This window comes from Plantactinospora sp. B6F1 (assembly GCF_040120695.1).
Classification (GTDB): Bacteria; Actinomycetota; Actinomycetes; order Mycobacteriales; family Micromonosporaceae; genus Plantactinospora.
This window is the reverse complement of sequence record NZ_JBEEAC010000007.1, coordinates 80,344-104,051: the sequence shown is the minus strand read 5'-3', so window position 1 is coordinate 104,051 and position 23,708 is coordinate 80,344. Positions and strand designations below refer to the sequence as shown.

Genomic DNA, 23,708 nt, shown 5'->3' with positions numbered 1-23,708 from the left:
TCACGGGCGCGCGGCCGGTGACCGGGGGCGGGGATGATGCCCGGATGGACGAGTTGCTGACCACGATGGTCCTGTTGCACGCCGGGGTCTCGGCGCTGTGGCTGGGCTCGATGGCGTACAGCCTCTTCGTCGTGGCGCCGAAACTGACCCGGATGCTCGGCGGCTCCGACGGGGCGGAAGAGGCGCGGCGGGCGGAGGACGCATCGCGGCACGCGGAGGCGCACCAGGACGCGGAGGCGCACCAGGACGCGGAGGCGCACCAGGTCGCGGAGGCGCAGCGGATCGCGGGGGCACAGCGGATCGCGGAGGCGCAGCGGGTGGAGGAGGCGCAGCGGGTGCTGGCGCACGGCAACCGGTGGCCCGTCGTCGGGCTGGTCGGTGTGCTCTGGGTGACCGGGCTCGTCCTGGTGCTGCTTGCCGGCGACCGCCCGGCCGTCTGGTGGGCGCTGGTCGCCGCCAAGGGGGTGCTGCTGGCCGCCGCGACCGGACTGTTCTGGTGGGTCTCCTGGCGGGGCTGGCCGCGCCGGGTCTTCGCCCTGCCCGCCGAGCTGCCGGCACTGTCCCGCCGGTTCCGCCGCGTCGCGGTGCTGATGTTCGCCCTGGTCGCCGCCGCCTACACCCTCGGCATCCTGGCCGCGCACTCCTGAGCGGCGTTGCGGCGTGGCCCGGCAACCCCGGCCGGCCAGGGCACGTCGGACGCTACCGCGTCACGGACGACCGCGTCACAGGCGACCGCGTCACAGGCGACTGGCGTCACAGGCGACCGCGTTACGGACGACCGCGTCACAGGCGACCGCGTCACGGACGACTGGCGTCACAAGGTGAGGCGCCAGAGCCAGACGTCGGCTACCCGTTCCGGCGGGCCGAGCAGGTCGGTGGTGACGTCGAGCAGGGCGTCGGCGTGGATCGGGAACTTCGCCCCGTGCACCCGGTCGGCCAGCACCACCGCCTCGACCCGCCAGTGGCGCAGGTCGGCCCGGGCGGCGGCCCGGTCGGCGTCGGTGACGACCGGCCGCTCGCCGGTCTCGGCCACCCGCATCAGCAGCGCGTCGGTGGCCCGGGGCACCGGCCCGATCCGTCCCCGGCCGTCGGGGCCGCCGGGGCCGAGGAAGAAGCCGGAGGGGATGCGGAACTCGCCCTGCCGGTGGCTGAGCGCGTACGCCTGCCAGCGTTGCCCGTCCGGGGCCAGGTCGAGGGTGAGCGGCAGCGGGGTCAGCACCCCGCCGGGGGAGACGTACTGCCGCCAGGTGCCGGCGGTGATGAACTCCGGGATCGGTGCCCGGGCGGTGCTGAGCAGCGGCACCGGCAGCAGCGGCAGGAGTGCCACGGCGAACCCGGCCACCCAGCCGACCCGGGCCCGCCGGGATGTCGGGCCGGCCCGCAGCAGATCGACGGTGTGCGCCAACAGCAGCCCGACCAGTGGCGCCACCACCAGGGCGAGCCGGGACGGCAGGGCGGCGTTGAAGACCGGCAGGTGCCCGAGCAGGGCGTACGGCAGTGGGATGTCGGTGTGCTCGCCGAAGATCTTCACCCGGGGGCCCCAGGAGAGTACGGCGAAGACCAGTGCGGTCACCCCGATCGCCCGTACGGTGGCCCGGCGCTCGGGGTCGGTGCGCCGCCACAGCACGACGAAGCAGAGCACGGCCAGCACCAGCAGCGGCAGCCCGAGGAAGGAGTTCTCCTCGGTCGGGTTCGGCGCCAGTGAGGTGTCCAGCCCGGCCACTCCGGCGAGGGTCCGCTGCGGGTACGCCCCGTACGCGGCGATGTCCTCGGCGTGGATCACCGGGTCGAAGCCGGTGCCGTGGAACCGCTGCGGGCCGAGGAAGTGCAGCCAGAGCGGATACGCCAGCAGCACGAACGCGGTCAGCGCGGTGACGCCGAGCCCGCGTAGGAAGTCCGGCAGCGCCGCTCGCGCCTCCGCCCGGCGGCGGCGGTCCAGTGCCCAGGTGCCGAAGAAGACGGCGCAGGCCAGCGCGGTGAAGAAGAGTCCCTCGGCGGCGATCGAGAAGGCGACCGCGACCAGTACCCCGAGCAGCAGCCCGCCCGGCAGCCACCGGCCGGGCTGGCGCAGCCGGAGTACGCCCCAGAGCAGCATCGGGACCACCCAGCCGGCGCTCCAGTTCAGGTGCGCGTTGGCGTGCGCGACGAGGCCCGGAGCGAAGCCGATGAACAGCCCGCCGAGGACGGCGGCCGGGGCGCTGCGGACGAGTTTCCGGGAGAGCAGCCAGTACCAGCCGAATGCGGTGGCGGCGATGTTCCCGGTGAGGACCACCAGGAAGGTGGCCGGGGCGCCGACGGTGTATGTGAGCGGGGCGAAGACGACGGCGTAGACCGTGACCGAGGTGTTGACCGCGAGGTTGACCCCGTCCGGGACGTTCAGCAGGTCGGTGAAGAACGGGTTCTGCCCGTGGGCGATCGCGTGTGCGCCGTACGCGAGGAGCCATTCGAAGAGGGCCTGGTCGCTGGAGTTGACGGTGATCGCCCGCCCGCTCGGGTCGGGCCAGAGTCCGCTGGTGACCCAGCCCGCCCCGGCGATCGCGACCAGCGCGACGAGCAGGTCGGTCCGGCGGCTCCGTCGGGTGCCCGGGGGCCTGGGCGACGGGGGCGAGGTCGGCCCGGCGAGCGCGGGCGGGGAGTGCGGCACGGGGCGGAGGTTACCAACCCGGATCGGACACGCCGAGGAGGTGGGCAACCTTGACGAACTTGATGGGAATGATTTCCAATTGAATTAACGTCGCAGAGTGCACCGGAGGATCCGTACCGTGAAGGTTTCGTTCGTCGGCAAGGGCGGCAGCGGCAAGACCACCCTGGCCGCCCTCTTCGCCCGGCATCTCGCCGGCACCGACCCGGCCGATGGTGGTTCGCCGCCGCTGCTCGCCATCGACGCCGACATCAACCAGCACCTGGGGACCGCGCTCGGCGCCACCGAGGCGGAGGCGGCCCGGCTGCCGACGCTCGGCGACCACCTCCCGCTGATCAAGGAGTACCTGCGCGGCGACAACCCCCGGATCTCCTCGCCCGCGGCGATGGTCAAGACCACCCCGCCCGGCCGTGGCTCCCGACTACTGCCGGTCGACGGCGACAACCCGCTGTACGCGGCGGTTGTCCGCGAGGTGGCCGGGGTCCGGCTCGCGGTGACCGGCCCGTTCGGCGCCGACGACCTCGGGGTCTCCTGCTACCACGCCAAGGTCGGCGCGGTGGAGCTCCTGCTCAACCACCTGGTCGACGGCCCGGGGGAGTACGTGGTGGTGGACATGACCGCCGGAGCGGACTCGTTCGCCTCCGGACTGTTCACCCGCTTCGACGCCACCTTCCTGGTCTGCGAGCCGACCCTGCGCAGCGTCGCCGTCTACCGGCAGTACGTCGGCCACGCCCGGGAATACGGCGTCCGGGTGCACGTGGTCGGCAACAAGGTCGACGACGACGCCGACGTGGAGTTCCTGCGTCAGCACGTCGGCGCCGACCTGCTCACCTGGCTGACCCGCTCCGACTACGTACGCGGCGCCGAACGGGGCGTACCGGCGCCGCTACACGCCCTGGAGCCGGCCAACCGGGCCGCGCTCGACCTGCTCCGGGCCACCGTCGACGCACAGGTGCGGGACTGGGCGACCTTCCAGCGGCACGCGGTCGAGTTCCACCTGCGCAACGCGGTCGCCTGGGCGAACGAACGGATCGGCGAGAACCTGGCCGACCAGGTGGACCCGGACTTCACGCCCGGGCCGCCGATCGTGTCCGGGCTGCCGGTGGTGTCCGGGCTGCCCGACGAGGTGACCCGGCGCACGGGGACGGTATCCGGGCCGCCGGTGGTGTCCGGATCGCCGGCGCCGGCCGGGTGACGGCGTCGCCGGTCGGGACTGTTCGGTCCGGTCGCCGCGATGGCGCCGGCTGAGGTGTTGCCGGTCCGGGCGCCTGGCCCGGATCGGGTCGAATCGACGACAGGAGAAGAGATGTCCCTGGACGTACCTGCCGCACTGCTGGAGCGGGCCGAGGCCGGCCGGGTCGACGACGAGGAGTTCGTCGACTGTGTCCGGCGGTCCCTGCCGTACGCCTGGGCGGTGGTCGCCGAGGTCTCGGCCCGGGTCCACGCGTCCCCCGCCGACTACGCCGACCACGCCGTACCGCCGCCGGGTGAGGCGGAGCGGGGCCAACTGCTCCGTGCGCTGGCCAGCGACGCCATCCGGGGCGGACTGGAACGCCACTTCGGGGTACGCCTCGCGTTCCAGAACTGCCACCGGGTGGCCGCGTTCCGGCCGGCGGCGGTGGGCGGGACGACGTACCGCTGGTTCGTCTCGCCGCTGGCCCAGGTCCGCAACCAGTCCCCGGAGCTGCGCGACTGCTGACCGCTGTGTCGCGGGGCCCGTCCGGCTAACCGGTGGGCCCCGCCTCGCCGGCGCGGCGGGATCGGCGGGCGACCGCCACGATCAGGGCGCCGGTGAGCACCAGCAGGGCGCCGAGCGCCGGTAGCCAGCCCGCCGACGCCGGGTCACCGCCGCCGGTGACCGGTAGGTGCTCCGAGGGCGCCGGTCGGGGGGTGGGCGGCTGCGGGGTGGGCCCCGTCGGTTGCGGTGTCGGCGCCGCGGGTATCACCCGGAAGGTGACGGTGCCGGGCTCCGCCGATTCCGACGGCTCCGGAGCGGCCGCCGCGATGCCGGTCCGGCCGTCCGGCCGGCCGGGTGAGGCGACCGCCGTACCGGCGGCGGCCAGGCCGGCGCAGAGCGCAAGCGTGACGACCATCGCCTGCCGGGAGCGGGTCGGGATGACCGGTCGGCCGGTGCGGTCCTGCACGGTCACTACGGCCTCCAGCCGGGGCGGGCGCCGCCTCTCGGCGCGGATCACCCCTCGGGACGGACTGGTAACCCGGATGTCGGGATACCGAATGTTATGTCCGCATGAAAGGTGAAATTACCTTCGCACACTCCTTCACGTTCGTTGGCCGTTTCCGGCCGACCGCGCCCGTTACGGCGATCCTCCACCCGGCTCAGCGACCGGCCACGGCTTTCCTGGACCCGGCTCAGCGACCGGCCACGGCTTTCCTCGGCCCGGCTCAGCGACCGGCCAGCGCGGCTTCCAGCGCACCGGGCAGGTCGGGATGCCGGTACTCGAACCCGGCCCGGTTCAGCACCCCCGGTAGTACCCGGAGGCTGCGCAGCGGCTCGACCGACATCCCGCCGAGCAGGATCCGCAGCGCGATCGCGGGTACCGGCATCACGGTCGGCCGGTGCAGCGCCCGGCCCAGCGCCTTGGTGAACTCGGCGTTCGTCACCGGCGCCGGGCCGACGACGTTGACCGGGCCGGCGATCTCCTCGCGGTCCAGCAGGAACGTCATCACGGCCAGCCAGTCCGCCATCGAGATCCACGGGATCCACTGCCGGCCGCTGCCGAACTTGCCCCCGATCCCCAGCCGGTACGGCAGCAGCTGCGGCTTGAGTAGCCCGCCGGTGTGCTCCAACGGCAGGCCGATGCGTAGCCGTACCACCCGGACCCCGGCCTGCTCGGCGGGCGCGGTCGCCGCCTCCCAGACCCTGCACAGGTCGGCCATGAAGCCGTCCCCGGCCGGCTCGTCCTCCTCGACCGGCCGGTCGCCGGTGTCGCCGTACCAGCCGATCGCCGAGCCGTTCAACAGTGCCCGGGGCCGCTGTTCGGCCGGCAGCGCGGCGATCGCCCTGGCCAGCGTCGCCGTGCTGTCGACCCGGCTCGCCCGGAGCACCTCCTTGAAGCCCGAGGTCCAGCGCCGGTCGCCGACGTTGGCGCCGGCCAGGTTGATCACCGCGTCGGCGCCGGAGAGATTCGCCGGGTCGAGTTGGCCGGCGGCGGGATCCCAGCGCACCTCGTCCGGGCCCCGAGCCGGGCGCCGGACCAGCCGGACTATGTCGTGCGCCGCTGCCCGGAGCCGACCGGTCAGACGGGTACCGAGCCAGCCGGACGCGCCGGCAATCAGGATTCGCATCCTCGTATCTTCGCCCACTCCGCCCCGGGCGTCCGGCCGGCGGCCGGACGCCCCGCGGGACGTTCTGGTGCGGTCAGGACAGCCCGAGTTCGGCCTCGAACTGGGCGGCCTCCAGCCGCTCCTTGATCGCGGACAGGAACCGGGCGGCGTCCGCACCGTCGATCAGCCGGTGGTCGTAGGAGAGGGCCAGGTAGATCATCGAGCGCGGCGCGATCACCTCGCCGAGCTGCGGGTCGTTGATCACCATCGGCCGCTTGACCACCGCGCCGGTGCCGAGCATCGCGGACTGCGGCGCTGGGACGATCGGGGTGTCGAAGAGCGCGCCCCGGCTGCCCGTGTTGGTCAGCGTGAAGGTCGCACCGGCGATCTCGTCCGGGCTGATCTTGTTGGTACGGGTCCGTTCGGCGAGGTCCGCGACCCTGCGGGCGATCCCGGCCAGGTTCAGGTCCCCCGCGTTGTGGATCACCGGCACCATCAGGCCGCGCTCGGTGTCCACGGCGATGCCGAGGTGCTCCGCCTCCGGGTAGGTGATCGTCCCGGCTTCGAGGTCCATCCGGGCGTTGACGACCGGGTAGGTCTGCAACGCCTCGACGGCGGCCAGCGCGAAGAACGGCAGGAACGACAGCTTGACCCCGTGCCGCTGGAGGAACGTCTCCTTGGCCCTGGCCCGCAGCCGGGCGACCCTGGTGACGTCCACCTCGATGACCGTGGTGAGCTGCGCCGTCTCGTGCAGCGACTCCTGCATCCGCCTGGCGATGACCGCGCGGATCCGGGTCAGCTTCTGGGTGCTGCCGCGCAGCGGGCTCGGTGCCGCCTTCGGCGCCGGTGCAGCCGGGGCGGCGGCCTCCGTGGCCGGCTGTGCGGCCGGGGCCTGTGCGGCCGCGCGGGCCCGCTCCGCCGCCTCTATCACGTCCTGCTTGCGGATCCGGCCACCGACCCCGGTACCGCTGACCGTGGAGAGGTCGACACCCTGGTCGCTGGCGAGCTTGCGGACCAGCGGGGTGACGTAGCCGGCACCGTTCTCGCGGGACGGCGCCGGGGCCGGGGTACGCGCCGCAGCCGGCTGGGCAGCCTGCTCGGTCCGGACCGGCTGCTCGGAACGCTCGGTCTCCGGTGCCGGGGACTCGTACGACGCACCTGCCGCCGCCGTCGCCGTCTCGGGCTCGGGCTCGGGCTCGGGCTCGGGGGTCGGCTTCGCGGCCTCCGGAGCGGGCTTCGCCGGCTCGGCGGCCGGGGCGGCACCTCCGGCGGCGCCGATCACCGCCAGATCGGCGCCGACCGGCGCGGTCTCGTCCTGGCCGACCCGGATCTCCAGCAGGGTGCCGGCGGCCGGGGAGGGGATCTCGGTGTCGACCTTGTCGGTGGAGACCTCGACCAGCGGCTCGTCGGCCTCGACGGTGTCGCCGACCTTCTTCAGCCAGCGGGTCACCGTGCCCTCGGTGACGCTCTCGCCCAGCGCCGGCATCTTGAGCACGGTGCCGGAGTCGCCGGCCGGCGCGGTCTGCGCCGCGACCGTCTCCGGCTCGGGCTGCTCGGCCTGCTCCGGCTGACCGGCCGGCTCCGCCGCCTCGGCCGACGGGGTGGCCGCGGCCTGCTCCGGCTGCGCCTCGGCCCGTTCCGGCTCGGCCTCGGCCTGCTCAGGCTGGGCCGGCCGGGACTCGCCGCCGGGCTCGCCGTCGCCGTCGATCACCGCCAGCTCGCTGCCGACCTCGGCGGTCTCGTCCTCGCTCACCACGATCCGGGCCAGCACGCCGGCGGCCGGGGAGGGGATCTCGGTGTCGACCTTGTCGGTGGAGACCTCGAGCAGGGGTTCGTCGACCTCGACGCGGTCGCCCTCCTGCTTCAGCCACCGGGTGACGGTGCCCTCGGTGACGCTCTCGCCCAGCCGGGGCATGGTGACCGATACCGGCATGTTTCATACTCCTTCGTGGCCTGTGCGATCCTGGCCCGGTTTCGTCGGGCGCGCGCGGAGATTCTGTGGTCAGGCGTGTGCGTGCAGCGGCTTGCCGGCCAGGGCCAGGTGAGCCTCGCCGAGCGCCTCGCTCTGGGTGGGGTGGGCGTGGATGAGCTGCGCCACCTCGGCCGGGTACGCCTCCCAGTTGAAGATGAGCTGCGCCTCGCCGACCAGCTCACCGACCCGGGCACCCACCATGTGCAGGCCGACCACGGGACCGTCGTCGACCCGGACCAGCTTGACGAAGCCGGCGGTCTTGAGGATCTGGCTCTTGCCGTTGCCACCGAGGTTGTAGTTGTAGGTCTTCACCCTGTCGGCGCCGTACTGCTCCTTGGCCCGGGCCTCGGTGAGCCCGACCGAGGCCAGCTCCGGGTCGGAGTAGGTGACCCGGGGAATGCCGTTTTCGTCGATCACGGCGGGGTTGCGGCCGGCGATCTCCTCGGCCACGAAGATGCCCTGCTGGAAGCCGCGGTGCGCGAGCTGGAGGCCGGGCACGATGTCGCCGACGGCGTAGACGTTCGGCACGCCGGTGCGCAGCCGCTCGTCGGTGAGCACGAAGCCCCGGTCGAGCTTGACGCCCTGCTCCTCGTAGCCGAGGTTGGCGGTGTTCGGGCCGCGGCCGACCGCGACGAGCAGCAGCTCGGCCTCGAAGGTCTCGCCACCGGAGATGGTGACCTTGACGCCCTTCTCGGTGTGCTCCACCTTCTCGAAGCGCTTGCCGGTCTTGAACCCGATGCCGCGCTTGCGGAACGCCCGCTCCAGCGCCTTGGACGACTCCTCGTCCTCGGCCGCCACCAGCCGGGGCAGCGCCTCGATGATCGTGACGTCGACCCCGAACGACTTCCAGACGCTGGCGAACTCGACGCCGATCACGCCGCCGCCGAGCACGATCGCCGAGGCCGGCAGCCGGTCCAGGGTCAGCGCGTGGTCACTGGTGATCACCCGCTCGCCGTCGATCTCCAGACCGGGCAGGGTCCGGGCGTACGAGCCGGTGGCCAGGATGACGTTGCGGCCGGTGTAGCGGGCCCCGTCCACCTCGACGGTGTCGGCCGTGACGAGCCTGCCCTCGCCCTCGACGAGAGTGATCTTGGCACCCTTGACCAGCCCCTGGAGGCCCTTGTAGAGCCGCGAGACCACACCGTCCTTGTAGGCGTTGACGCCGGCCATGTCGATGCCGACCAGCTCGGCCTTGACGCCGAACTGCTCGGACTCGCGGGTCTGGTCGGCGATTTCGGCCGCGTGCAGCAGCGCCTTCGTCGGAATGCAGCCGTTGTGCAGGCAGGTGCCGCCGACCTTGGCCTTCTCGATCATCGCGACCGAGAGGTCCAGTTGGGCGGCGCGCAGCGCCGCCGCGTACCCGCCGCTGCCACCTCCGAGGATGACGACATCGAACGTTCCGCCGTTCGGCTCGCTCACAGTTAACTCCCAGGTCGCGTCGCTGCTACGAGGGGATGCCGGTCAACCGGGCATACCGCCACCCCCCGGTCGGGTTCTCCGCCCGGCGGGGGCATGGACTTTCTCCGGAACTGTCAGTCGGACCGGGGAGCGCCCACCTCGGTCATCTTGTCACTAGTGGAAGCGGGCCGCGTACCGAGGTGCCCAAGGACACGTCGTAGGGACGTACGCTTGCCGGAAGTCGCCACTGTCGCCGAGGGGCGGCGTGCCGGGGAGGAGAGGGTCGGGTTGGCCTGGTTTCGCCGACGCAAGAAGGCGGTTGTCACGGCGGGTGACCGTCCCGCAAACCGTGCGGATCTTGATCATCTTGAGCAGTTCGTCCGGTCGAGGCGCGGGGTCGAGGCGTTCATCGAGCCCCGGACGACCGTGACCGAGACCACCGTGATGCTGATCGCGCACGATGGCGAATGGACCCGGCGCCGCATCGACGGCCCGGACGGTGCCCGGCGGTTCGCCCACAAGATGGCGATCCCGGTCTACGACGTGCGGTTGGTCGGCTATCCGCAGCGGATGCGCGACTTCAACGAGCGCCGCAAACGGCGGCCCACCGGCTGACCGCCCGGCCACCGCCGACCCCGTCTGCGGGTCGGCGGCCGGCCGGCGGATCAGTCGTTGGCGGCAATGTCGTCCACCAGCTCCAGCAGGGTACGGACCGGCACCCCGGTGCCGCCCTTGGTCCAGTACCCGGTCGGCTCGCCCGCGTGGTAGCTCGGCCCGGCGATGTCGATGTGCGCCCACGGCACCTCGTCGGCGACGAACTCGCGCAGGAACACACCGCCCTGGAGCATGTGGCCGGCCCGGTCCATCGTCGCGTTGACCTGAGAGATGTCCGCGACCTCGGAGTCCATTCCCTTCCGCACGTCGTCCGGCAGCGGCATCGGCCAGGTCGGCTCGCCGGCGGCGTCACCGGCCCGCTGGACCCGCTGGCAGAGGTCGGCGCTGCCCATCACCCCGGCCACCCGCTTGCCGAGCGCCACCACCTGACCACCGGTCAGGGTGGAGGTCTCGACCAGGTAGTCGCAGCCGTCCGCACAGGCCCGGGCCATCGCGTCGCCGAGCACCATCCGGCCCTCGGCGTCGGTGTTCAGCACCTCGACCCGCTTACCGTTGAACATCGTGACCACGTCGCCGGGACGGTACGCGGTCGCCGACGGCATGTTCTCGGCCATCGGCAGGTACCCGGTCACCGCGACCGCCGGTTTCAGCTCGGCGATCGCCAGCATGGTGGCGGCGACCGCCGCCGCGCCGGCCATGTCGGACTTCATCTCCCACATGCCCTGGGCCGGCTTGATCGAGACGCCGCCGGTGTCGAAGGTGATGCCCTTGCCCACCAGCGCCAGCCGCTTCACCGCACCCTCACCGGCGGCTGCCGGGTCGTAGGAGAGTTTCACCAGCCGGGGCGGCGCCTCCGAGCCGAGCCCGACGGCCAGGATGCCGCCGTAACCGCCGTCGGCCAGTGCCCGCTCGTCGAGGACCTCCACGCCGAGTCCCGCCTCCCGGGCGGCGGCGGCCACCGAGTCGGCGAAGGCGGGCGGGCGCAGCTCGTTCGGTGCCGTGTTCACCCAGTCCCGGGTCCGGGCGACCGCCCGGGCCACCACACCGGCCCGGTTGACCTCCTCGCGGGCCCGGTCGTCACCGGCGTCCGGCACGTGCACCGCGATCGCGGCCACCGCCGGGCGGCGGGTCGGCTGCGGCCGGGTCTTGTAACCGGCGAACCGGTAGGCGCCGAGCAGGGCACCCTCGGCGGCGGCGCGTAGCGCGGCCGGGCCGTCCTCGTCGTCGGGTACCGGAAGGGTCAGCGCGATCCGCTCGGTGCCGGCCAGCGCCCGGACGGCGGAGGCGGCCGCCCGGCGCAGGGTCTCCGGTGCGGGGGCCGCGCCGGTCGGCTCGGGGCCGAGCCCGACGGCGGCGACCAGCGGCGCCGTCACGGTGCCCAGGGTGGCCAGCTTGACCACCTCGCCCGGGCTGCCGGTGGCGCCCAGCAGCGCCAGGGTCTCGGTCAGCCTGCCGTCGAACGCCGCGGCGATGCTCTCCGCGCCGGTCGCGAGGAGCAGGGTCCCGGCGAAGTTCGTGGTCGGACCCGGTTCGTCCACCGTCTGGCTGTGCAACCCGATGACGACGGCGTCGACGGCGAGTTCGGCAGGGTCGGTGTCGACCAGGCTGAGGGTGGTGCTGGGCGATGTCACTGTGCGGCTCCGGACGGGCGTGGCCGGCCGCCTGGTTGCGGCCGGGCGTTGTGGTCTCCGGCGCAACCTACCCGCCGGACGGATGGACTGTCCCGCCGACGATCCGCCGGACGGGTCCCGCCGATGCTAACCATCAGCCGGATCGCAGGTAGGTCGCGGCCCAGGACCGATCCGACGCACAGGTAGGTCGCGGCCCAGGGCCGACTCGACGGACAGGTAGGTTGCGACCCATGACCAACCCGACGCAGGTGACCGGCGAGACCCCGGAACCTTCCGCCGACGCACTTCGACGATCGCCACTGCACGAGCGGCACGCCGCGCTCGGCGCCAAGTTCGCCGCCTTCGGCGGCTGGTCCATGCCGCTGGAGTACGCCGGCGGCGGAGTCCTCCGGGAACACACCGCGGTGCGTACCGGGGTTGGCGTGTTCGACGTCTCCCACCTGGGCAAGGCCCGGGTCACCGGCCCGGGGGCGGCGGACTTCGTCAACGCCTGCCTCAGCAACGACCTCGGCCGGATCGGGCCGGGACGGGCGCAGTACACGCTCTGCTGCGACGAGGTGACCGGCGGGGTGGTGGACGACATCATCGCCTACCTGCACGGTTCCGAGCACGTCTTCCTGATCCCGAACGCCGCCAACACCGCCGAGGTGGTACGCCGGCTCCGCGCCGCCGCGCCGGCCGGGATCACCGTGACCAACGAGCACGAGGCGTACGCCGTGCTGGCGGTCCAGGGGCCACGCTCGGCCGAGCTGCTCGGCAGCCTTGGACTGCCCACCGGGCACGACTACATGAGCTTCTCCACCGCCGAACTCGGCCTCTCCAGCACCGGGGCGGACACCCCGGACGGCGACCTGGTGTCGCTGGTGGTCTGCCGGACCGGTTACACGGGCGAGCACGGGTACGAGCTGGTGGTGCCGGCCGAGGCGGCGACCACGGTCTGGGACGCGCTGTTGGCGGCCGGCGAGCCGTACGGGATCCGCGCCTGCGGGCTCGGCGCCCGGGACACCCTGCGGACCGAGATGGGCTACCCGCTGCACGGCCAGGATCTCTCCCCGGAGATCACCCCGGTGCAGGCCCGGGCGGGCTGGGCGGTCGGCTGGGACAAGCCGGCGTTCTGGGGACGGGACGCGCTGCTCGCGGAGAAGGCGGCCGGGCCGCGGCGCACCCTGTGGGGGCTGCTGGCGCTGGACCGGGGCATCCCGCGGCCGGGCATGACGGTGCTCTCCGCCGACGGAACGCCCGTCGGCACGGTCACCAGCGGCACCTTCTCGCCGACCCGGAAGGCCGGTATCGCCCTCGCCCTGCTGGACAGCGCCGCCGGGCTGGGCCAGGACGACGAGGTCGAGGTCGACGTGCGGGGCCGCCGCGCGGCGATGCGGGTGATGCGTCCCCCCTTCGTCCAACCGTCCGTGAAGTAGCGGCCCGCCGCCGCCGTTCGGCGAGACCGGGAGTCCAGGCGGGGTGGGATCGAGGGGGCGGCGGATGGGGGCGTGGTCAGCGCTGCGAGCGGTCGCCAGCGTCGAGTACCGCCTGCGTCCAGCCGCCCTCGATCACCCCGCTGCCGTCCAGCAGGGCCCAGTCGACCACGTCGACGGCGTCCACCACGACGGGCTGACCGATCCGGACCGCCGGATCGGCGGCGGCGTCGCTGACGCTGGCCCCGACGATCCGTTCCGGGTTCGCCCACGAGGTGACCCCGGCCCAGACGAACTCCGGTCCCTCGTCGGTCGGCAGGCCGTACTTGACCAGCAACTGCACCCCGTCGGGCAGGGTGCCGGCGAGGAACCGCTCCCGGATGCCGGGCAGCCCGTCCCGGGCGGTGGCGATCGCCCGGGCCATCGCGTCGTCCGGCCGGGCGTACCGGACGTCGGACTGGGCGGCGGCGCCGAACAGCGCGGCGCAGACCGCGGCGAAGTACCGTCCGGTCGGACCGGGATGGCCGGACGGCGGTAGCAGGGTCAGGAACGAGTCGGCGTCCGGGTCGGTGGCCGGGTCGAGTTCCAGCCGCAGCGCAGCCGGGCCGGTGGTGTCGTGTTGCTGCGGGTTGCCGTACGCCACCGCGATGTCGTGCCCGCTGACCGAGGTGACCACCGGCAACTGGACGAAGGCCGGCACCTCGCTGTCGGAGAGCCCGTCGGTCCAGGCCCGGAGCAGCCGCCGGGCCACCCCGGTCATCACCGCGCCCCAGGCCCGGGTCAGGTGCGTCGGCACCCCCTGGGCCTGCAACTCCAGCAGCCCGAACCGGCGCAGTCCCTTGGTGGTGAACCAGAGGCCGTCGTCGTCCGACGAGTAGGGCACCAGGACCCAGTCGATCAGGCGTACCCTGCCCTCGGCATCCGGCAGCGAGCGCAGCGCGGTGGCCGGGTCCAGGAACTGCAACGCGAAGACGTCCACCACGTCGGCGCCGAGAGACTCGGCGACGGCGCAGGCGACCGTACGGGCCGCCCACTCGTGCGCGGGCGGCCAGCCGGGCCGGTAGCTGGCCTGCACCACCACCAGGTCGGTGGCGGCGTCCAGCCGGGCCAACTGGGTGTCGGTGGCACCGAACGCGGTGAGCAGGTCCGGCGGCAGGTGCGGAAACTCGGCGATCGGCCGGGTGTCGACCGTCATCAGCGGGCTGTCCAGCATCTGCCGGGCGAGGTCGTGCACGGGCGTGGGGAGCCGCCCGCCGAGCGCCGCCACCGCCTCGGTCGGGGCGGGGTCGACCTGGCCGGTGGTGGGCACCAGGTAGGTCGCTGTCAGCGACTCCGGGACCGGCACGGGCAGGAAATCGTCCGTGATGAGCATTACGTTCCCCCGCTCGACCGCCTGTTGGCCTGGTACTCGTGCTGGTGTCCTTTTCGCGAACGCTACCCGCGAACGCCAGCCCCGGTCAGCCGGTCAGCACGACACCCAGGTAGCACATTGTGCTGGCGAGTTCGACGGCCGCGCCGAGCACGTCGCCGGTGATGCCGCCGAGCCGGCGTACCACGTGCCGGACCAGCAGCAGTGTGCCGGCCAGCGCCACGGCGACGGCGAGCGGACCCTGCCAGGGGCGATCCGGCACCGCAGGCACGGCGAGCAGCGCCACCCCGGCCGAGAGCCCGACCAGTGCCGCCGGGCCGACGGTGCCGGCGACCAGCGCGCCGAGCCCCTCCGGGCGGGCCGCCGGGACGCCGCGCCGGCAGGCCCAGGTCACCGCCAGCCGGCCGGTCGCGGCTCCGGCGGCCAGCGCCGCGAGCAGCGCGCTCCACGGCCGGGTGGCCAGCGCCGCGAAGGAGGCGGCCTGGAGCAGGAGTACGAGGAGCAGCGCGGTCACCCCGAACGGGCCGACGTCCGGCTGCCGCATGATCCGCAGCGCCGCCTCCCCGGAGCGGTACGAGCCGAGCGCGTCCACGGTGTCGGCCAGCCCGTCCAGGTGCAGTCCCCGGGTCAGCAGCGCCGCAACCGCCACGGTCACCACGCCGGCGACCAGCGGCGGGGCGAGCGCGCCCAGCCCGCCGAGCACTCCGGCGAGGAGTACCCCGAGCAGCGCGCCGACCACCGGGGCCAGGATCATCGCCGTACCGGCGGTGGTCCGGTCGACCCGACCGGCCCGCAGCGGCGCGACGGTGAACGTGGTCAGTGCAAGCCGGCCGCCGTCGGCGAGCCGGCCCTCAGACACCCGGTGGCACGATGGCGCCGTCCCGACGCCCGTCCTCGGGCACGGCGGTGGGGCCGGGACCGGTCGGTGACGGCTCGATGAACTCCCAGTCGTCATCCGGGGCGCCGTCGTTCCGTCCGGGGCTCTCGGTGGCCGGTTCCGAGCCTTCGGTAGGAGGTTCCGGGCCTTCGGTGGCCGGTTCCGGGTGTTCGGTCGCCGGGTCGGCCGGCTCCGTCGCCAGGCTCGGATGCACCGGCAGGGCGCCGGCGAGGGTCAGCGCGGCGCGCAGCAGCGGCAGCGCGGCCAGTGCCGCGGCGCCTTCGCCGAGGCCGAGCCGCAGGTCCAGCAGCGGCCTCAGGTCGAGCACGTCGGCGCCGAACTCGACGGCCGGCTGGCCGCCGTGGTCCGGCAGCAGGCACCAGTGCCGGGCCTGACCGGCGAGGTCCCGGCTGACCAGGCCGGCCGCCACCCCGACCGGCCCGTCCAGCAGCACCGGGGTACGTCTGGCCGTCGCGCCGAGCAGCACGCCGGCGGCGATCGCCAGGTCGCCGCCACCGAGTTCGGCGAGTACGTCCTTGGCGTCCCGGGGGCTGCGTCGGGTGCGGTGCATCGCGTCCCGTACCGCCGCGCAGCGACGCATCCACGCCTCGTCGTCCACCTGCCCGCCGGGCGTCACCACCCGGCCGAGTACCGCCGCGGGTTCGGCACCGGTCGTGGCGGCCAGCACGGCTGCGGCGGCGGCCCCGGTACCGGCACCGCAGGCGGCAAGGACCAGCAGGTCCACGCCCGCCTCCACCGCCTCCTCCGCGAGCCGCCAGCCGTAGCGCAGGGCCGCCTCGACCTCGTCGGCGGTCAGCGCCGGGCCCTCCTCGATGGGCCGGGACAGCGGCGCCTCGACCACCTGGAGGGTGGCGTCGGCCTCGGCGGCGAGCCGGGCGATCGGCCCCGCGCCCCGCCTGGCCTGCTCGGCGCGGCGGGCGGACTCGCCCGGAACCGTGCCGGCGGCGGCTCCGCCGGAGTGGTCGCCGTGCAGCAGCAGTACCCGGACCGAGCGCCACGGCTGCGGCGTCGGCGTACCCTGCGTGGCGGCGGCGAACGAGACCACCCGGTCCAGGCGGCCGAGGCCGCTGCCGGGCAGATCGAGCGTGCCGAGCCGGTCGACGGCGGCCGGGCCGGCGTACTCGTCCGGCATCGGCAGGTCCATCCCGGCCTGGATGACCAGGCCGGTGGCGACCACCGGCAGTGTCATGGTCGGCGCGGTCCACCCCGGCGTGGTCGCGGTACCCGGCGACGGCACGGGATCGGCCGCCGCCGCCGGCAGCACGGTCGGGCGGAGGACCTGCGGCACCTCGCCCATCACCTCGGTCCAGGCCGAGGGGGCGGCAGCGGCCCGGTCGGCAGCGGTCCGGTCGGCGGTGGTCCGGTCGGCGGTGGCCCGGTCGGCCTGCGTCGGTACGCCCGGCAGGCCGGCACCGCCCGGCGTCGGCGCCGGCCGGTCCGCCCCGGCCTTCAGCCAGGCCGGCTGTCCGGCGATTACCAGCACCACCGCGTCGCAGGCGTCCGCGACCGCCTGGTTGGTGGTGCCGAGCGCGTCGGCGAAGGCCCGCCCGAGCGGGGTCACCGGCACGGTCGACAGCCCCACCTCGGGGCTGACCAGCACCAGCCTGGCCGGGCAGTCCCGGATCGCGGCGCCGAGTTCGCCGATGGTGGCGACGTCGTCGGCGGGCTGGTGCGCCGGATCGAGCAGCACGGTCACCCAGCCGCCGAGGTCGTCGACGAGCAGCGTGTCGCCGGGGCCGGCGTCGGCGATCAGTTCGGCGAGCCGGGACGGGTCGGCGTTGGCCTCCTCGGTCGTCCAGCCCGCCGGCCGGCGGAGCCGATGGGCGTCGATCCGCGCCGTCCAGTCCGGGTCGTCCGGGTCGGTCGCGGCTGTCGCGACATAACGGACAACCGGTACGTCCTTCAGCAGCGACTCGGCGAACTCGGACTTGCCGGAGCGGATCCCGCCCAGCACCAGAAGCCTGCTCCACCCGTCAACGGACATGTCCGTACCTTAGAGCGCTCGGCTGGGCATCCCGCGATGAGGTACGGGGTGCGGAAATCGCTGCGGACCGCTCTGGCAGGCTCGCACCGGCCGGCCGACTAGGCTGGCGGAGGTTTGTCGGCGCGGAAGATCGGCGAGGGGAGACGCGACATGCCGTGGAGCTGGCGGTACGAGGGCGCGAACGGCGATCCGGTGAACGGACCGGCCGAGGCGTTCAGCAGCCAGGCCGACGCCGAGTCGTGGATCGGGCAGACCTGGCGCGAACTCGCCGCCGGGGGTGTCGCCTCGGTGCTGCTCGTGGAGGACGACCGGGTGGAATACCGAATGAGCCTGCTGCCCGCGGCCGAGTGACAGCATGAACTTCGACCGACGCGGCCGGGACCGGCTGGTCCTCGGCGTGCCTCCGGAGGCATTCCGGCCCAGCCCGATCTTCCTGGCCCTGGTCGCGCTCTTCGTGACCAGTGGCGCCATGGCGTGGAACGGGTTCGGCAACCTCCGACTCGACGTCTTCCTCTTCGTCATCACGGGCTGGCTGGTCTCACTCTGCCTGCACGAGTACGCCCACGCCGTGGTGGCGTACCGGGCCGGCGACCATGCGGTGGCGCACCGTGGCTACCTGACGCTCAACCCGCTGAAGTACAGCCACCCGCTGCTGTCGATCATCCTGCCCGTCGCGGTGGTGCTGCTCGGCGGCATCGGTCTGCCCGGCGGTGCCGTCTGGGTCGACCGGCACCAGATCCCCGGCCGGCTGCGGCACTCACTGGTCAGCCTGGCCGGTCCGGCCACCAACGTGCTGTTCGCGCTGCTGCTGGTCGTACCGTTCGCGATCGGGGTGGACGTCGTCGCCCGGCCGGAGTTCTGGTCCGGCGTCGCGCTGCTCGCCTTCCTTCAGCTCACCGCGAGCGTGCTCAACCTGCTGCCGGTGCCCGGCCTGGACGGCGGCAACATCATCCAGCCCTGGCTCAACGCACAGTGGCGGCGCGGCTACGACCTGATGGCGCCGTTCGGCTTCATCCTGCTCTTCGCCCTGCTATGGAACCCGCGCCTCGGCGGCTGGTTCTTCGACGGGGTCTTCGCGGTCGGCGACCTGATCGGCCTGCCCGACTACCTCTACGCCGAGGGTCTGCGCCTGATCCGCTTCTGGCAGGGCTGACCCGCCCGGTACCCGACAGGCCCCCGCCCGGCGCGTGCCGGACGGGGGCCTTCGACGGTGCTGCCGGAGTGCTCAGGGCAGCGACAGGCTCACGGCCGCTTGGCGGGACTCTGCGTCTTCGCCGGGTCCCGCTCGGTGATCGGGTCGAGGATCTCGTCGATCGCCTTGAGCAGCTCGGCGTCGAGCTTCACCCCGGCCGCCTTGACGTTGTCGTGCACCTGCTCCGGGCGGGATGCGCCGATGATCGCCGAGGAGACGTTCCGGTTCTGCAGCACCCAGGCGACCGCGAGCTGGGCCATGCTGAGACCGGCCTGCTCGGCCAGCGGCTTGAGCTGCTGCACCCGGGTCAGCACCTCGTCGGACATGAACCGGGCGATGAAGCCCGCCCCGCCGGAGGTGTCGGTCGCCCGGGAGCCGGCCGGCGGCTCCTGACCGGGCAGGTACTTGCCGGTCAGCACACCCTGGCCAATCGGCGAGAAGACGATCTGCCCGACCCCGAGTTCCTCACTGGTCGGCACGACCTCGGCCTCGATGACCCGCCACAGCATCGAGTACTGCGGCTGGTTCGAGACGAGCTGGATCTTCAGCTCGCGGGCCAGCGCGTGCGCCGCGCGGATCTCGGACGCCTTCCACTCGGAGACGCCGATGTAGTGCGCCTTGCCGGAGTGCACGACGTCGGCGAACGCCTCCATCGTCTCCTCCAGCGGCGTGGCGTAGTCGTACCGGTGCGCCTGGTAGACGTCGACGTAGTCGGTCTGCAGCCGGTGCAGCGAGCCGTTGATCGACTCCATGATGTGCTTGCGGGACAGGCCCCGGTCGTTCCGGCCCGGGCCGGTCGGCCAGAAGACCTTGGTGAGGATCTCCAGACCCTCCCGGCGCTCGCCCTTCAGGGCCCGGCCCAGTACCGCCTCGGCCTTCGTGCCGGCGTACACGTCGGCGGTGTCGAAGGTGGTGATGCCGACGTCCAGAGCCGCGCGCACGCACGAGAGCGCGGCCTCCTCCTCGATCTGGGAGCCGTGGGTGATCCAGTTTCCGTACGAGATCTCACTGACCAGCAGGCCCGAGCGGCCAAGGTGTCGGAATTCCATACCTGCGACCCTAGCCCCCGTGCCCCGATTCGATCAGATTGGGCGACGGCTGGGGAACCAGGTCACCCCCGGCCCGGCACCGGACCATCGCTCGGGGCCGGCCCTGCACACCGCAGGCACGGCTGCCGTCACGTCGGATCACAGCACGGGCTTGGTGTCGGCGAGCAGCCGGTCGATCTCCTCCATCACGTCGTTCCGGCTCGGGTGCACCGCGTCGATCAACGGCTCGCCCCGGCGGTCGAGCGCGCCCCACTGCCCGGTGCCGTTGCCGATCAGGAACGCGACCGGGTGGATCACCAGCGCCGGGTGGGCCGGGGCGACCAGCACCTGCCCGGTCCGGTCCACCACGCCCTTGCGCCCGCCCGCGTCGACGATCGCCAGCCCCTCGTCGGTGAACCCGTCGACGTACCGGCCGTCGGTGAGCGCGGTGGTGAAGCCGGTGTAGCGGGTCGGCAGTACCACCTTGCCGGCCCGGTCGATCGCACCCCAGCCGCCCCGCCGGACGGCGGCGACACCGCGCCGGAACGGGCGTACGTCCTCGAAGCCGGCCGGGATGACCACCTTGTTGGACTTGTCGATCGCGATCCAACCGCCGGTACCGTCCGGGGAGACCCAGGCCAGCCCGTCGGAGAAGGAGCCGACTCCGAGGTACCCGGTCGACGCGTCGATCAGCAGCTCGCCGGTCTCGTCGATCAGCTCCCAGGTACGGGTCTCGGGTCGGCGTACCCAGGCCACCCCGTCCCGGAACGGTTGCACGTCGGCGTAGCTCGGCGCGATCGCCAGTTGGCCGTCGGGGTCGGCGTACCCCCAGCGCTGCACCTTCTCGCTGAACTTCGGCACCGGTGGCCGGTGCACCTGGAGGATCTCGTCCCGGTCGCGCGGGTACGGACCCCAGCCGTTCTGCGCGACCTTGTTGAAGACCGCGTCGAGCGCGAGTTCGGTCCGGGCGATCAGATCCGGATCCTCGACCTTGCGCAGCTCCAGCGCCTTCTCGAAGTGGTTGCAGGCTTCCATGTACCGGCCCTGGTCGTAACAGGACCGTCCGGCGTGCTCGTGCATGGTCGCCCGCAGCCGGTCCGGCAACTCGGAGGAGTTCGCCTCCTCGAAGAGCCGGTCCGCCTCGGCGAAGTCACCCCGCCACTGGAGTACGTGTGCCAGCCGGGCCTGCGCGATCGCGATCCGCCGCAGTTGACCGGTCGCCTCCGCGTGCGCCAGCGCCAGCTTGCCGTCGGAGAGCGCCTTGCCCAACTCGCCGAGGATGCGGGAGACCACCGCCCGCAGGCTCAGCAGCCGCGCCCGGGTGGCGTTGTCCGTCGCCGGTTCGAGCTTCTCCGTCAGCCGATCCCGGATCGCCCGTAGCGACTCGGGGTCCTCGACCAGCTCCCGCAGGGTTTCGTGGTGGAACCGCCACTCGTACGACGCCAGCACCTGTTCCGGGTCGGTGGCCGCGGGCTCCGGCGTGACGTCGGCGGGCTCCGGCTCGGCCGGTCCCCGCTTCTCACCCGGTCGGACGATCGGGGTGAGCATGGTGGGCGCGCTCAGTGCGGTCGCGGCTCCGGCGGCCGGCCCGGTCGGCAGCACCGTGTCCGGACTGGCCTCGACGACCGGCGAGCCCGGTGGCGAGGTGGCCAGCGGCGGTTCGGAGGTCGGGGCCGGCGGTCCGGAGGTCGGGGCCCCGGCCGGCGGTCCGGAGACGGGTACTCCGGAGGCCGGGGCGGCCGGCGAGGACTCGGATGTCGGCACGGCGGCCGGCGGGCCGGAACTGGCCGCCGGCTGCGACGGGCCGCCGGCGGGTGCGGTTGCCGGTGCCGTGGTCGCTGCCGGACCGTCCACCGCGGTGGACGGGACCGGTGTGTCCGTCCGGGTGGCCGGCGCCGGTGTGTCGCCCGCGGCCGGGGCGTCCGCCGGTGGCCCGGCGTCGACCGTCAGCTCCGGTGCGCCTTCGCGCGGCTGGCCCGCCGCGCCGGCACCTTCGTCGGCGACCGGGGGCACGTCCGTGCCCGGCTCGGTGGGGGAGGGTGCCGCCGGGGCGGCATCGGTGAGCGGCCCGACTGGGGCGCGGTCCGCGACAGGTCCGGTCTTTGGCATGGAGGGTACGGAAGTCTCACTCGGGTCGGTGGCCCGTCCGGACTCCGGCGCTGGCCCGGCGTCGGCCGGTTCGATCGGAGGACCGGACGAGGGGACGGGCGAGGCGGGTTCGATGACGGGACCCGCCGCCGGAGTGGCGGCGGCTGGTTCGACCGACGCGCCGGTCTCCGCTCCGGCCGCCGGATTCGGGACCGGGCTGGCGGGCGGCGTCGACTCGGCGGGCGTGGCCGGGGACGGGGTGCCGGTGGGCACCGGTGCGGGCAGGAACTCCAGCCGTAGGCCGGTGGTCGGGGGTGGCACGACCGGAGGGCGCTGGCCTGTCTCGTCGGCGGAGGGCTGTCGGGGCGGCCGGGAAGCCGGTTCCGCCGGGGTGGCCGGGGTCAGCCAACCCGTCACCGGCTCGCGTGCTGGCTCCGTCGGGGCCGCCGGCTCGGTTGGGCTGGCCGGCTCGGCCGGGGGCGGCGTGAGCCACGGCCCGGGGTCGACGGTGCGGGGCGGCTCGACCTGCCGGGTACGGGGCGGTTGCACCTGCCGGGGTGGCTCTGCCGGGCGGGGCGGCTCTGCCGGGCGGGGCGGCTCTGCCGGGCGGGGCGGCTCGACCGGGCGCGGTGGCTCGACCGGACGGCCGGGCTCGATCGGCCGGGGCTCGATCGACCGGGACTGCTCGACCCGGCGTACCGGCTCGACCTGGTGTGCCGGGTCGAGCCGGCGCGCGGGCTCGACCGGGCGGGGCTGCTCGGCGGCGCGGGCGGGTTCGCCGGTCCTGGGCGGGACCCGATTGGCACCCGGGATCGGCGTCCGGTCCGGTCGCCCGTATCCCGGTGCCAGTTCGGCTGCGGTGCGGTCGACGCCGGGTGGAGTCGGGCCGACCCGGTCGCCCCGGGGGATCGGGCCCGGACGGGCGGCCGGATCGGTACCGCGCGGATCGCGAGCGGGCGGACGGCCCGAACCGAGGTCGGGGAAGCGTCGGCCCTCGCGCGGTTCCTGGCCCGAGCCACGCTGGGCCGGCCAGCTCGGCGCACCGGGCGGTCCCGCGGCGGGCCGCCGCGCCGGCGGCTCGGCCCCGGGGCGTTCGGGGCGGATCCGGGGCGGCGTACGTCCCGGAGGCATCTCGTGGCTCCCGGGAGGCGGTGGGCCACCGGCTCGGGCCGCCCGACCGTCGGCCCGGTCCGGTCCGGGAGCGCCCCGGTCGGGACCGGGAGAGCCGTCGAAGGCCGCCGGCATGGCCGGACGGCCACCCGGGCCGACCCGACCCCGACCGTCGCGCGGTCCAGGCCGGCCGTCCGAGGGCATCGGACGCCGGTCCGGCAGCGGCTGCGTCTCCTCGGACGCCGGCCCGGTCAGCCACCGTCCGCGGCGCTCGGGCGGGGCGGCGGAGCGGCCCGGCCGGTCGTCGCCGGAGCGGTGCGGATCGTGCGCCGACGCTGCCCGACCGCCGGCGAAGCCGCCATCGCCGCGACCTCCGCGTGGTCCGGGCTCGCTACCGCCGGGCGACCGCCGGTCGTCCCGGCCGACCGGCACCGTGCCCCCGGTGCGGTACTCGGCCGGTGGCCGGCCGCGTCCGTTCGACGGCTGGTCCCAGGAGTCCGGCCCGTCGTCGCGCGAGTCGGGCGGCGGGTTCCGGCCGGCGGAACGGGTGTCCCAGCGGTCGAGCCGCCCGGTACGGGTCTCGCGCGGCGACCCGTCGGCCCGGGCCGCCGGGCGCGCACCGGTCGGCTGCCCGGGCCGCCCGCTCGGCAGCGCCTCGGGACGCCCGTACGGCGGTGCGTCCGGGCGCCCGTTCGGCGGTGCGTCGGGCTGGCCGTTCGGCGGTGCGTCCGGGCGCCCGTTCGGCAGGCTGTCCGGGCGGCCGTTGGCGACCGGCTCGGGGCGACCGAAGGACTCCACCTCACCGGGGCGGCTGCCCGGCGGTGGCACCTTGGCCCGACCGGTCGGTACCGCTGCCCGACCGGCCGGCCGGCGGCGGCGCTGATGACCGATGTCTCCGGGATAGCGCTGGCCCGGGAACTGCGGCGCCCACTCCGCGGTCGGCTCGACCACCCAGGACGGTTCGGCGGCCTCGCCCCAGCGCCCGGAGTATCGACCGCTCATACCGGCGCTCCGGGCCGTACGTCGCCGTATCGGCCGGTCCGGTGCCCGATGGCACGACCGGTGCGCCGAACCGCGCGCGA

18 protein-coding genes are annotated in these 23,708 nt (G+C 74.2%); 7 read left to right on the top strand and 11 right to left on the bottom strand.

All coding sequences use genetic code 11. The features are described 5' to 3' along the window. Positions 1–44: 44 nt before the first annotated feature. On the top strand, positions 45–647 hold the full coding sequence (locus ABNF97_RS12385) for a hypothetical protein (RefSeq protein WP_349338609.1): 603 nt from the start codon (positions 45–47) through the stop codon (positions 645–647). Between the two features lie 167 nt (positions 648–814). Here ABNF97_RS12385 and ABNF97_RS12380 read toward each other — a convergent pair whose 3' ends face one another. Further along, positions 815–2,644 carry a DUF6311 domain-containing protein gene (locus ABNF97_RS12380; RefSeq protein ID WP_349338608.1) on the bottom strand — a complete coding sequence of 610 codons (1,830 nt, stop codon included), beginning with the start codon at positions 2,642–2,644 and terminating at the stop codon, positions 815–817. A gap of 118 nt (positions 2,645–2,762) precedes the next feature. Here ABNF97_RS12380 and ABNF97_RS12375 point away from each other — a divergent pair, with 118 nt between their 5' ends. Continuing rightward, the gene (locus ABNF97_RS12375; protein ID WP_349338607.1) at positions 2,763–3,836 is read left to right on the top strand and encodes an ATP-binding protein; all 1,074 of its coding nucleotides are present in this window, start codon (positions 2,763–2,765) and stop codon (positions 3,834–3,836) included. A gap of 111 nt (positions 3,837–3,947) precedes the next feature. Next, on the top strand, positions 3,948–4,340 hold the full coding sequence (locus tag ABNF97_RS12370; RefSeq protein ID WP_130460812.1) for an SCO5389 family protein: 393 nt from the start codon (positions 3,948–3,950) through the stop codon (positions 4,338–4,340). Positions 4,341–4,365: 25 nt separating this feature from the next. Here ABNF97_RS12370 and ABNF97_RS12365 read toward each other — a convergent pair whose 3' ends face one another. From ABNF97_RS12365 to lpdA, 4 genes are all read right to left on the bottom strand, one after another. Beyond that, complete coding sequence (locus ABNF97_RS12365) at positions 4,366–4,791, bottom strand: hypothetical protein (RefSeq protein ID WP_349338606.1); 426 nt, start codon at positions 4,789–4,791, stop codon at positions 4,366–4,368. Positions 4,792–5,044: 253 nt separating this feature from the next. Next, entirely contained in the window at positions 5,045–5,947 is a 903-nt protein-coding gene (locus ABNF97_RS12360; protein WP_349338605.1) for a TIGR01777 family oxidoreductase, read from the bottom strand. A gap of 73 nt (positions 5,948–6,020) precedes the next feature. Beyond that, positions 6,021–7,859, bottom strand: a complete 1,839-nt coding sequence (gene sucB, locus ABNF97_RS12355; protein WP_349338604.1) for a 2-oxoglutarate dehydrogenase, E2 component, dihydrolipoamide succinyltransferase — start codon at positions 7,857–7,859, stop codon at positions 6,021–6,023. Between the two features lie 69 nt (positions 7,860–7,928). Beyond that, complete coding sequence (lpdA, locus tag ABNF97_RS12350; protein ID WP_349338603.1) at positions 7,929–9,317, bottom strand: dihydrolipoyl dehydrogenase; 1,389 nt, start codon at positions 9,315–9,317, stop codon at positions 7,929–7,931. Between the two features lie 267 nt (positions 9,318–9,584). On the opposite strand from lpdA, the gene ABNF97_RS12345 reads away from it, so the two are divergent. Then, complete coding sequence (locus ABNF97_RS12345; RefSeq protein ID WP_130460807.1) at positions 9,585–9,911, top strand: hypothetical protein; 327 nt, start codon at positions 9,585–9,587, stop codon at positions 9,909–9,911. A 50-nt stretch (positions 9,912–9,961) separates the two neighbouring features. Here the strand turns inward: ABNF97_RS12345 and ABNF97_RS12340 are convergent, their stop codons facing one another. Next, on the bottom strand, positions 9,962–11,542 hold the full coding sequence (locus tag ABNF97_RS12340) for a leucyl aminopeptidase (RefSeq protein WP_349338602.1): 1,581 nt from the start codon (positions 11,540–11,542) through the stop codon (positions 9,962–9,964). A gap of 230 nt (positions 11,543–11,772) precedes the next feature. Here ABNF97_RS12340 and gcvT point away from each other — a divergent pair, with 230 nt between their 5' ends. Continuing rightward, the gene (gene gcvT / locus ABNF97_RS12335; RefSeq protein ID WP_349338601.1) at positions 11,773–12,960 is read left to right on the top strand and encodes a glycine cleavage system aminomethyltransferase GcvT; all 1,188 of its coding nucleotides are present in this window, start codon (positions 11,773–11,775) and stop codon (positions 12,958–12,960) included. Between the two features lie 76 nt (positions 12,961–13,036). Here gcvT and ABNF97_RS12330 read toward each other — a convergent pair whose 3' ends face one another. The 3 genes from ABNF97_RS12330 to ABNF97_RS12320 form a co-directional block, all read right to left on the bottom strand. Next, positions 13,037–14,329 (bottom strand): DUF2314 domain-containing protein, encoded by a 1,293-nt coding sequence (locus ABNF97_RS12330; protein ID WP_349338600.1) that lies wholly within the window; start codon positions 14,327–14,329, stop codon positions 13,037–13,039. Positions 14,330–14,414: 85 nt separating this feature from the next. Next, positions 14,415–15,185, bottom strand: coding sequence for an adenosylcobinamide-GDP ribazoletransferase (locus ABNF97_RS12325; RefSeq protein ID WP_349338599.1), 771 nt, complete (start codon positions 15,183–15,185; stop codon positions 14,415–14,417). Next, on the bottom strand, positions 15,178–17,208 hold the full coding sequence (locus ABNF97_RS12320) for a bifunctional adenosylcobinamide kinase/adenosylcobinamide-phosphate guanylyltransferase (RefSeq protein ID WP_349338598.1): 2,031 nt from the start codon (positions 17,206–17,208) through the stop codon (positions 15,178–15,180). Before ABNF97_RS12320 ends, ABNF97_RS12325 begins: the two co-directional genes overlap by 8 nt. Positions 17,209–17,358: 150 nt before the next feature. Between ABNF97_RS12320 and ABNF97_RS12315 the strand changes: the two genes are divergently transcribed. After that, positions 17,359–17,559, top strand: a complete 201-nt coding sequence (locus tag ABNF97_RS12315) for a hypothetical protein (RefSeq protein WP_130460802.1) — start codon at positions 17,359–17,361, stop codon at positions 17,557–17,559. A gap of 4 nt (positions 17,560–17,563) precedes the next feature. Next, entirely contained in the window at positions 17,564–18,361 is a 798-nt protein-coding gene (locus tag ABNF97_RS12310; protein WP_130460801.1) for a zinc metalloprotease, read from the top strand. A gap of 89 nt (positions 18,362–18,450) precedes the next feature. Here the strand turns inward: ABNF97_RS12310 and ABNF97_RS12305 are convergent, their stop codons facing one another. Both ABNF97_RS12305 and ABNF97_RS12300 read right to left on the bottom strand, forming a co-directional pair. Next, the gene (locus ABNF97_RS12305) at positions 18,451–19,449 is read right to left on the bottom strand and encodes an aldo/keto reductase (protein WP_130460800.1); all 999 of its coding nucleotides are present in this window, start codon (positions 19,447–19,449) and stop codon (positions 18,451–18,453) included. Between the two features lie 138 nt (positions 19,450–19,587). Then, entirely contained in the window at positions 19,588–23,628 is a 4,041-nt protein-coding gene (locus tag ABNF97_RS12300) for a WG repeat-containing protein (RefSeq protein WP_349338597.1), read from the bottom strand. Positions 23,629–23,708: the final 80 nt, after the last annotated feature.

Coding starts and splice junctions, on each gene's coding strand:
- ABNF97_RS12320 (WP_349338598.1), bottom strand. CDS start 17,208: ATGTCCGTTGACGGGTGGAGCAGGCTTCTGGTGCTGGGCGGGATCCGC.
- ABNF97_RS12370 (WP_130460812.1), top strand. CDS start 3,948: ATGTCCCTGGACGTACCTGCCGCACTGCTGGAGCGGGCCGAGGCCGGC.
- ABNF97_RS12360 (WP_349338605.1), bottom strand. CDS start 5,947: ATGCGAATCCTGATTGCCGGCGCGTCCGGCTGGCTCGGTACCCGTCTG.
- gcvT (WP_349338601.1), top strand. CDS start 11,773: ATGACCAACCCGACGCAGGTGACCGGCGAGACCCCGGAACCTTCCGCC.
- ABNF97_RS12300 (WP_349338597.1), bottom strand. CDS start 23,628: ATGAGCGGTCGATACTCCGGGCGCTGGGGCGAGGCCGCCGAACCGTCC.
- sucB (WP_349338604.1), bottom strand. CDS start 7,859: ATGCCGGTATCGGTCACCATGCCCCGGCTGGGCGAGAGCGTCACCGAG.
- ABNF97_RS12305 (WP_130460800.1), bottom strand. CDS start 19,449: ATGGAATTCCGACACCTTGGCCGCTCGGGCCTGCTGGTCAGTGAGATC.
- ABNF97_RS12385 (WP_349338609.1), top strand. CDS start 45: ATGGACGAGTTGCTGACCACGATGGTCCTGTTGCACGCCGGGGTCTCG.
- ABNF97_RS12315 (WP_130460802.1), top strand. CDS start 17,359: ATGCCGTGGAGCTGGCGGTACGAGGGCGCGAACGGCGATCCGGTGAAC.
- ABNF97_RS12310 (WP_130460801.1), top strand. CDS start 17,564: ATGAACTTCGACCGACGCGGCCGGGACCGGCTGGTCCTCGGCGTGCCT.
- ABNF97_RS12330 (WP_349338600.1), bottom strand. CDS start 14,329: ATGCTCATCACGGACGATTTCCTGCCCGTGCCGGTCCCGGAGTCGCTG.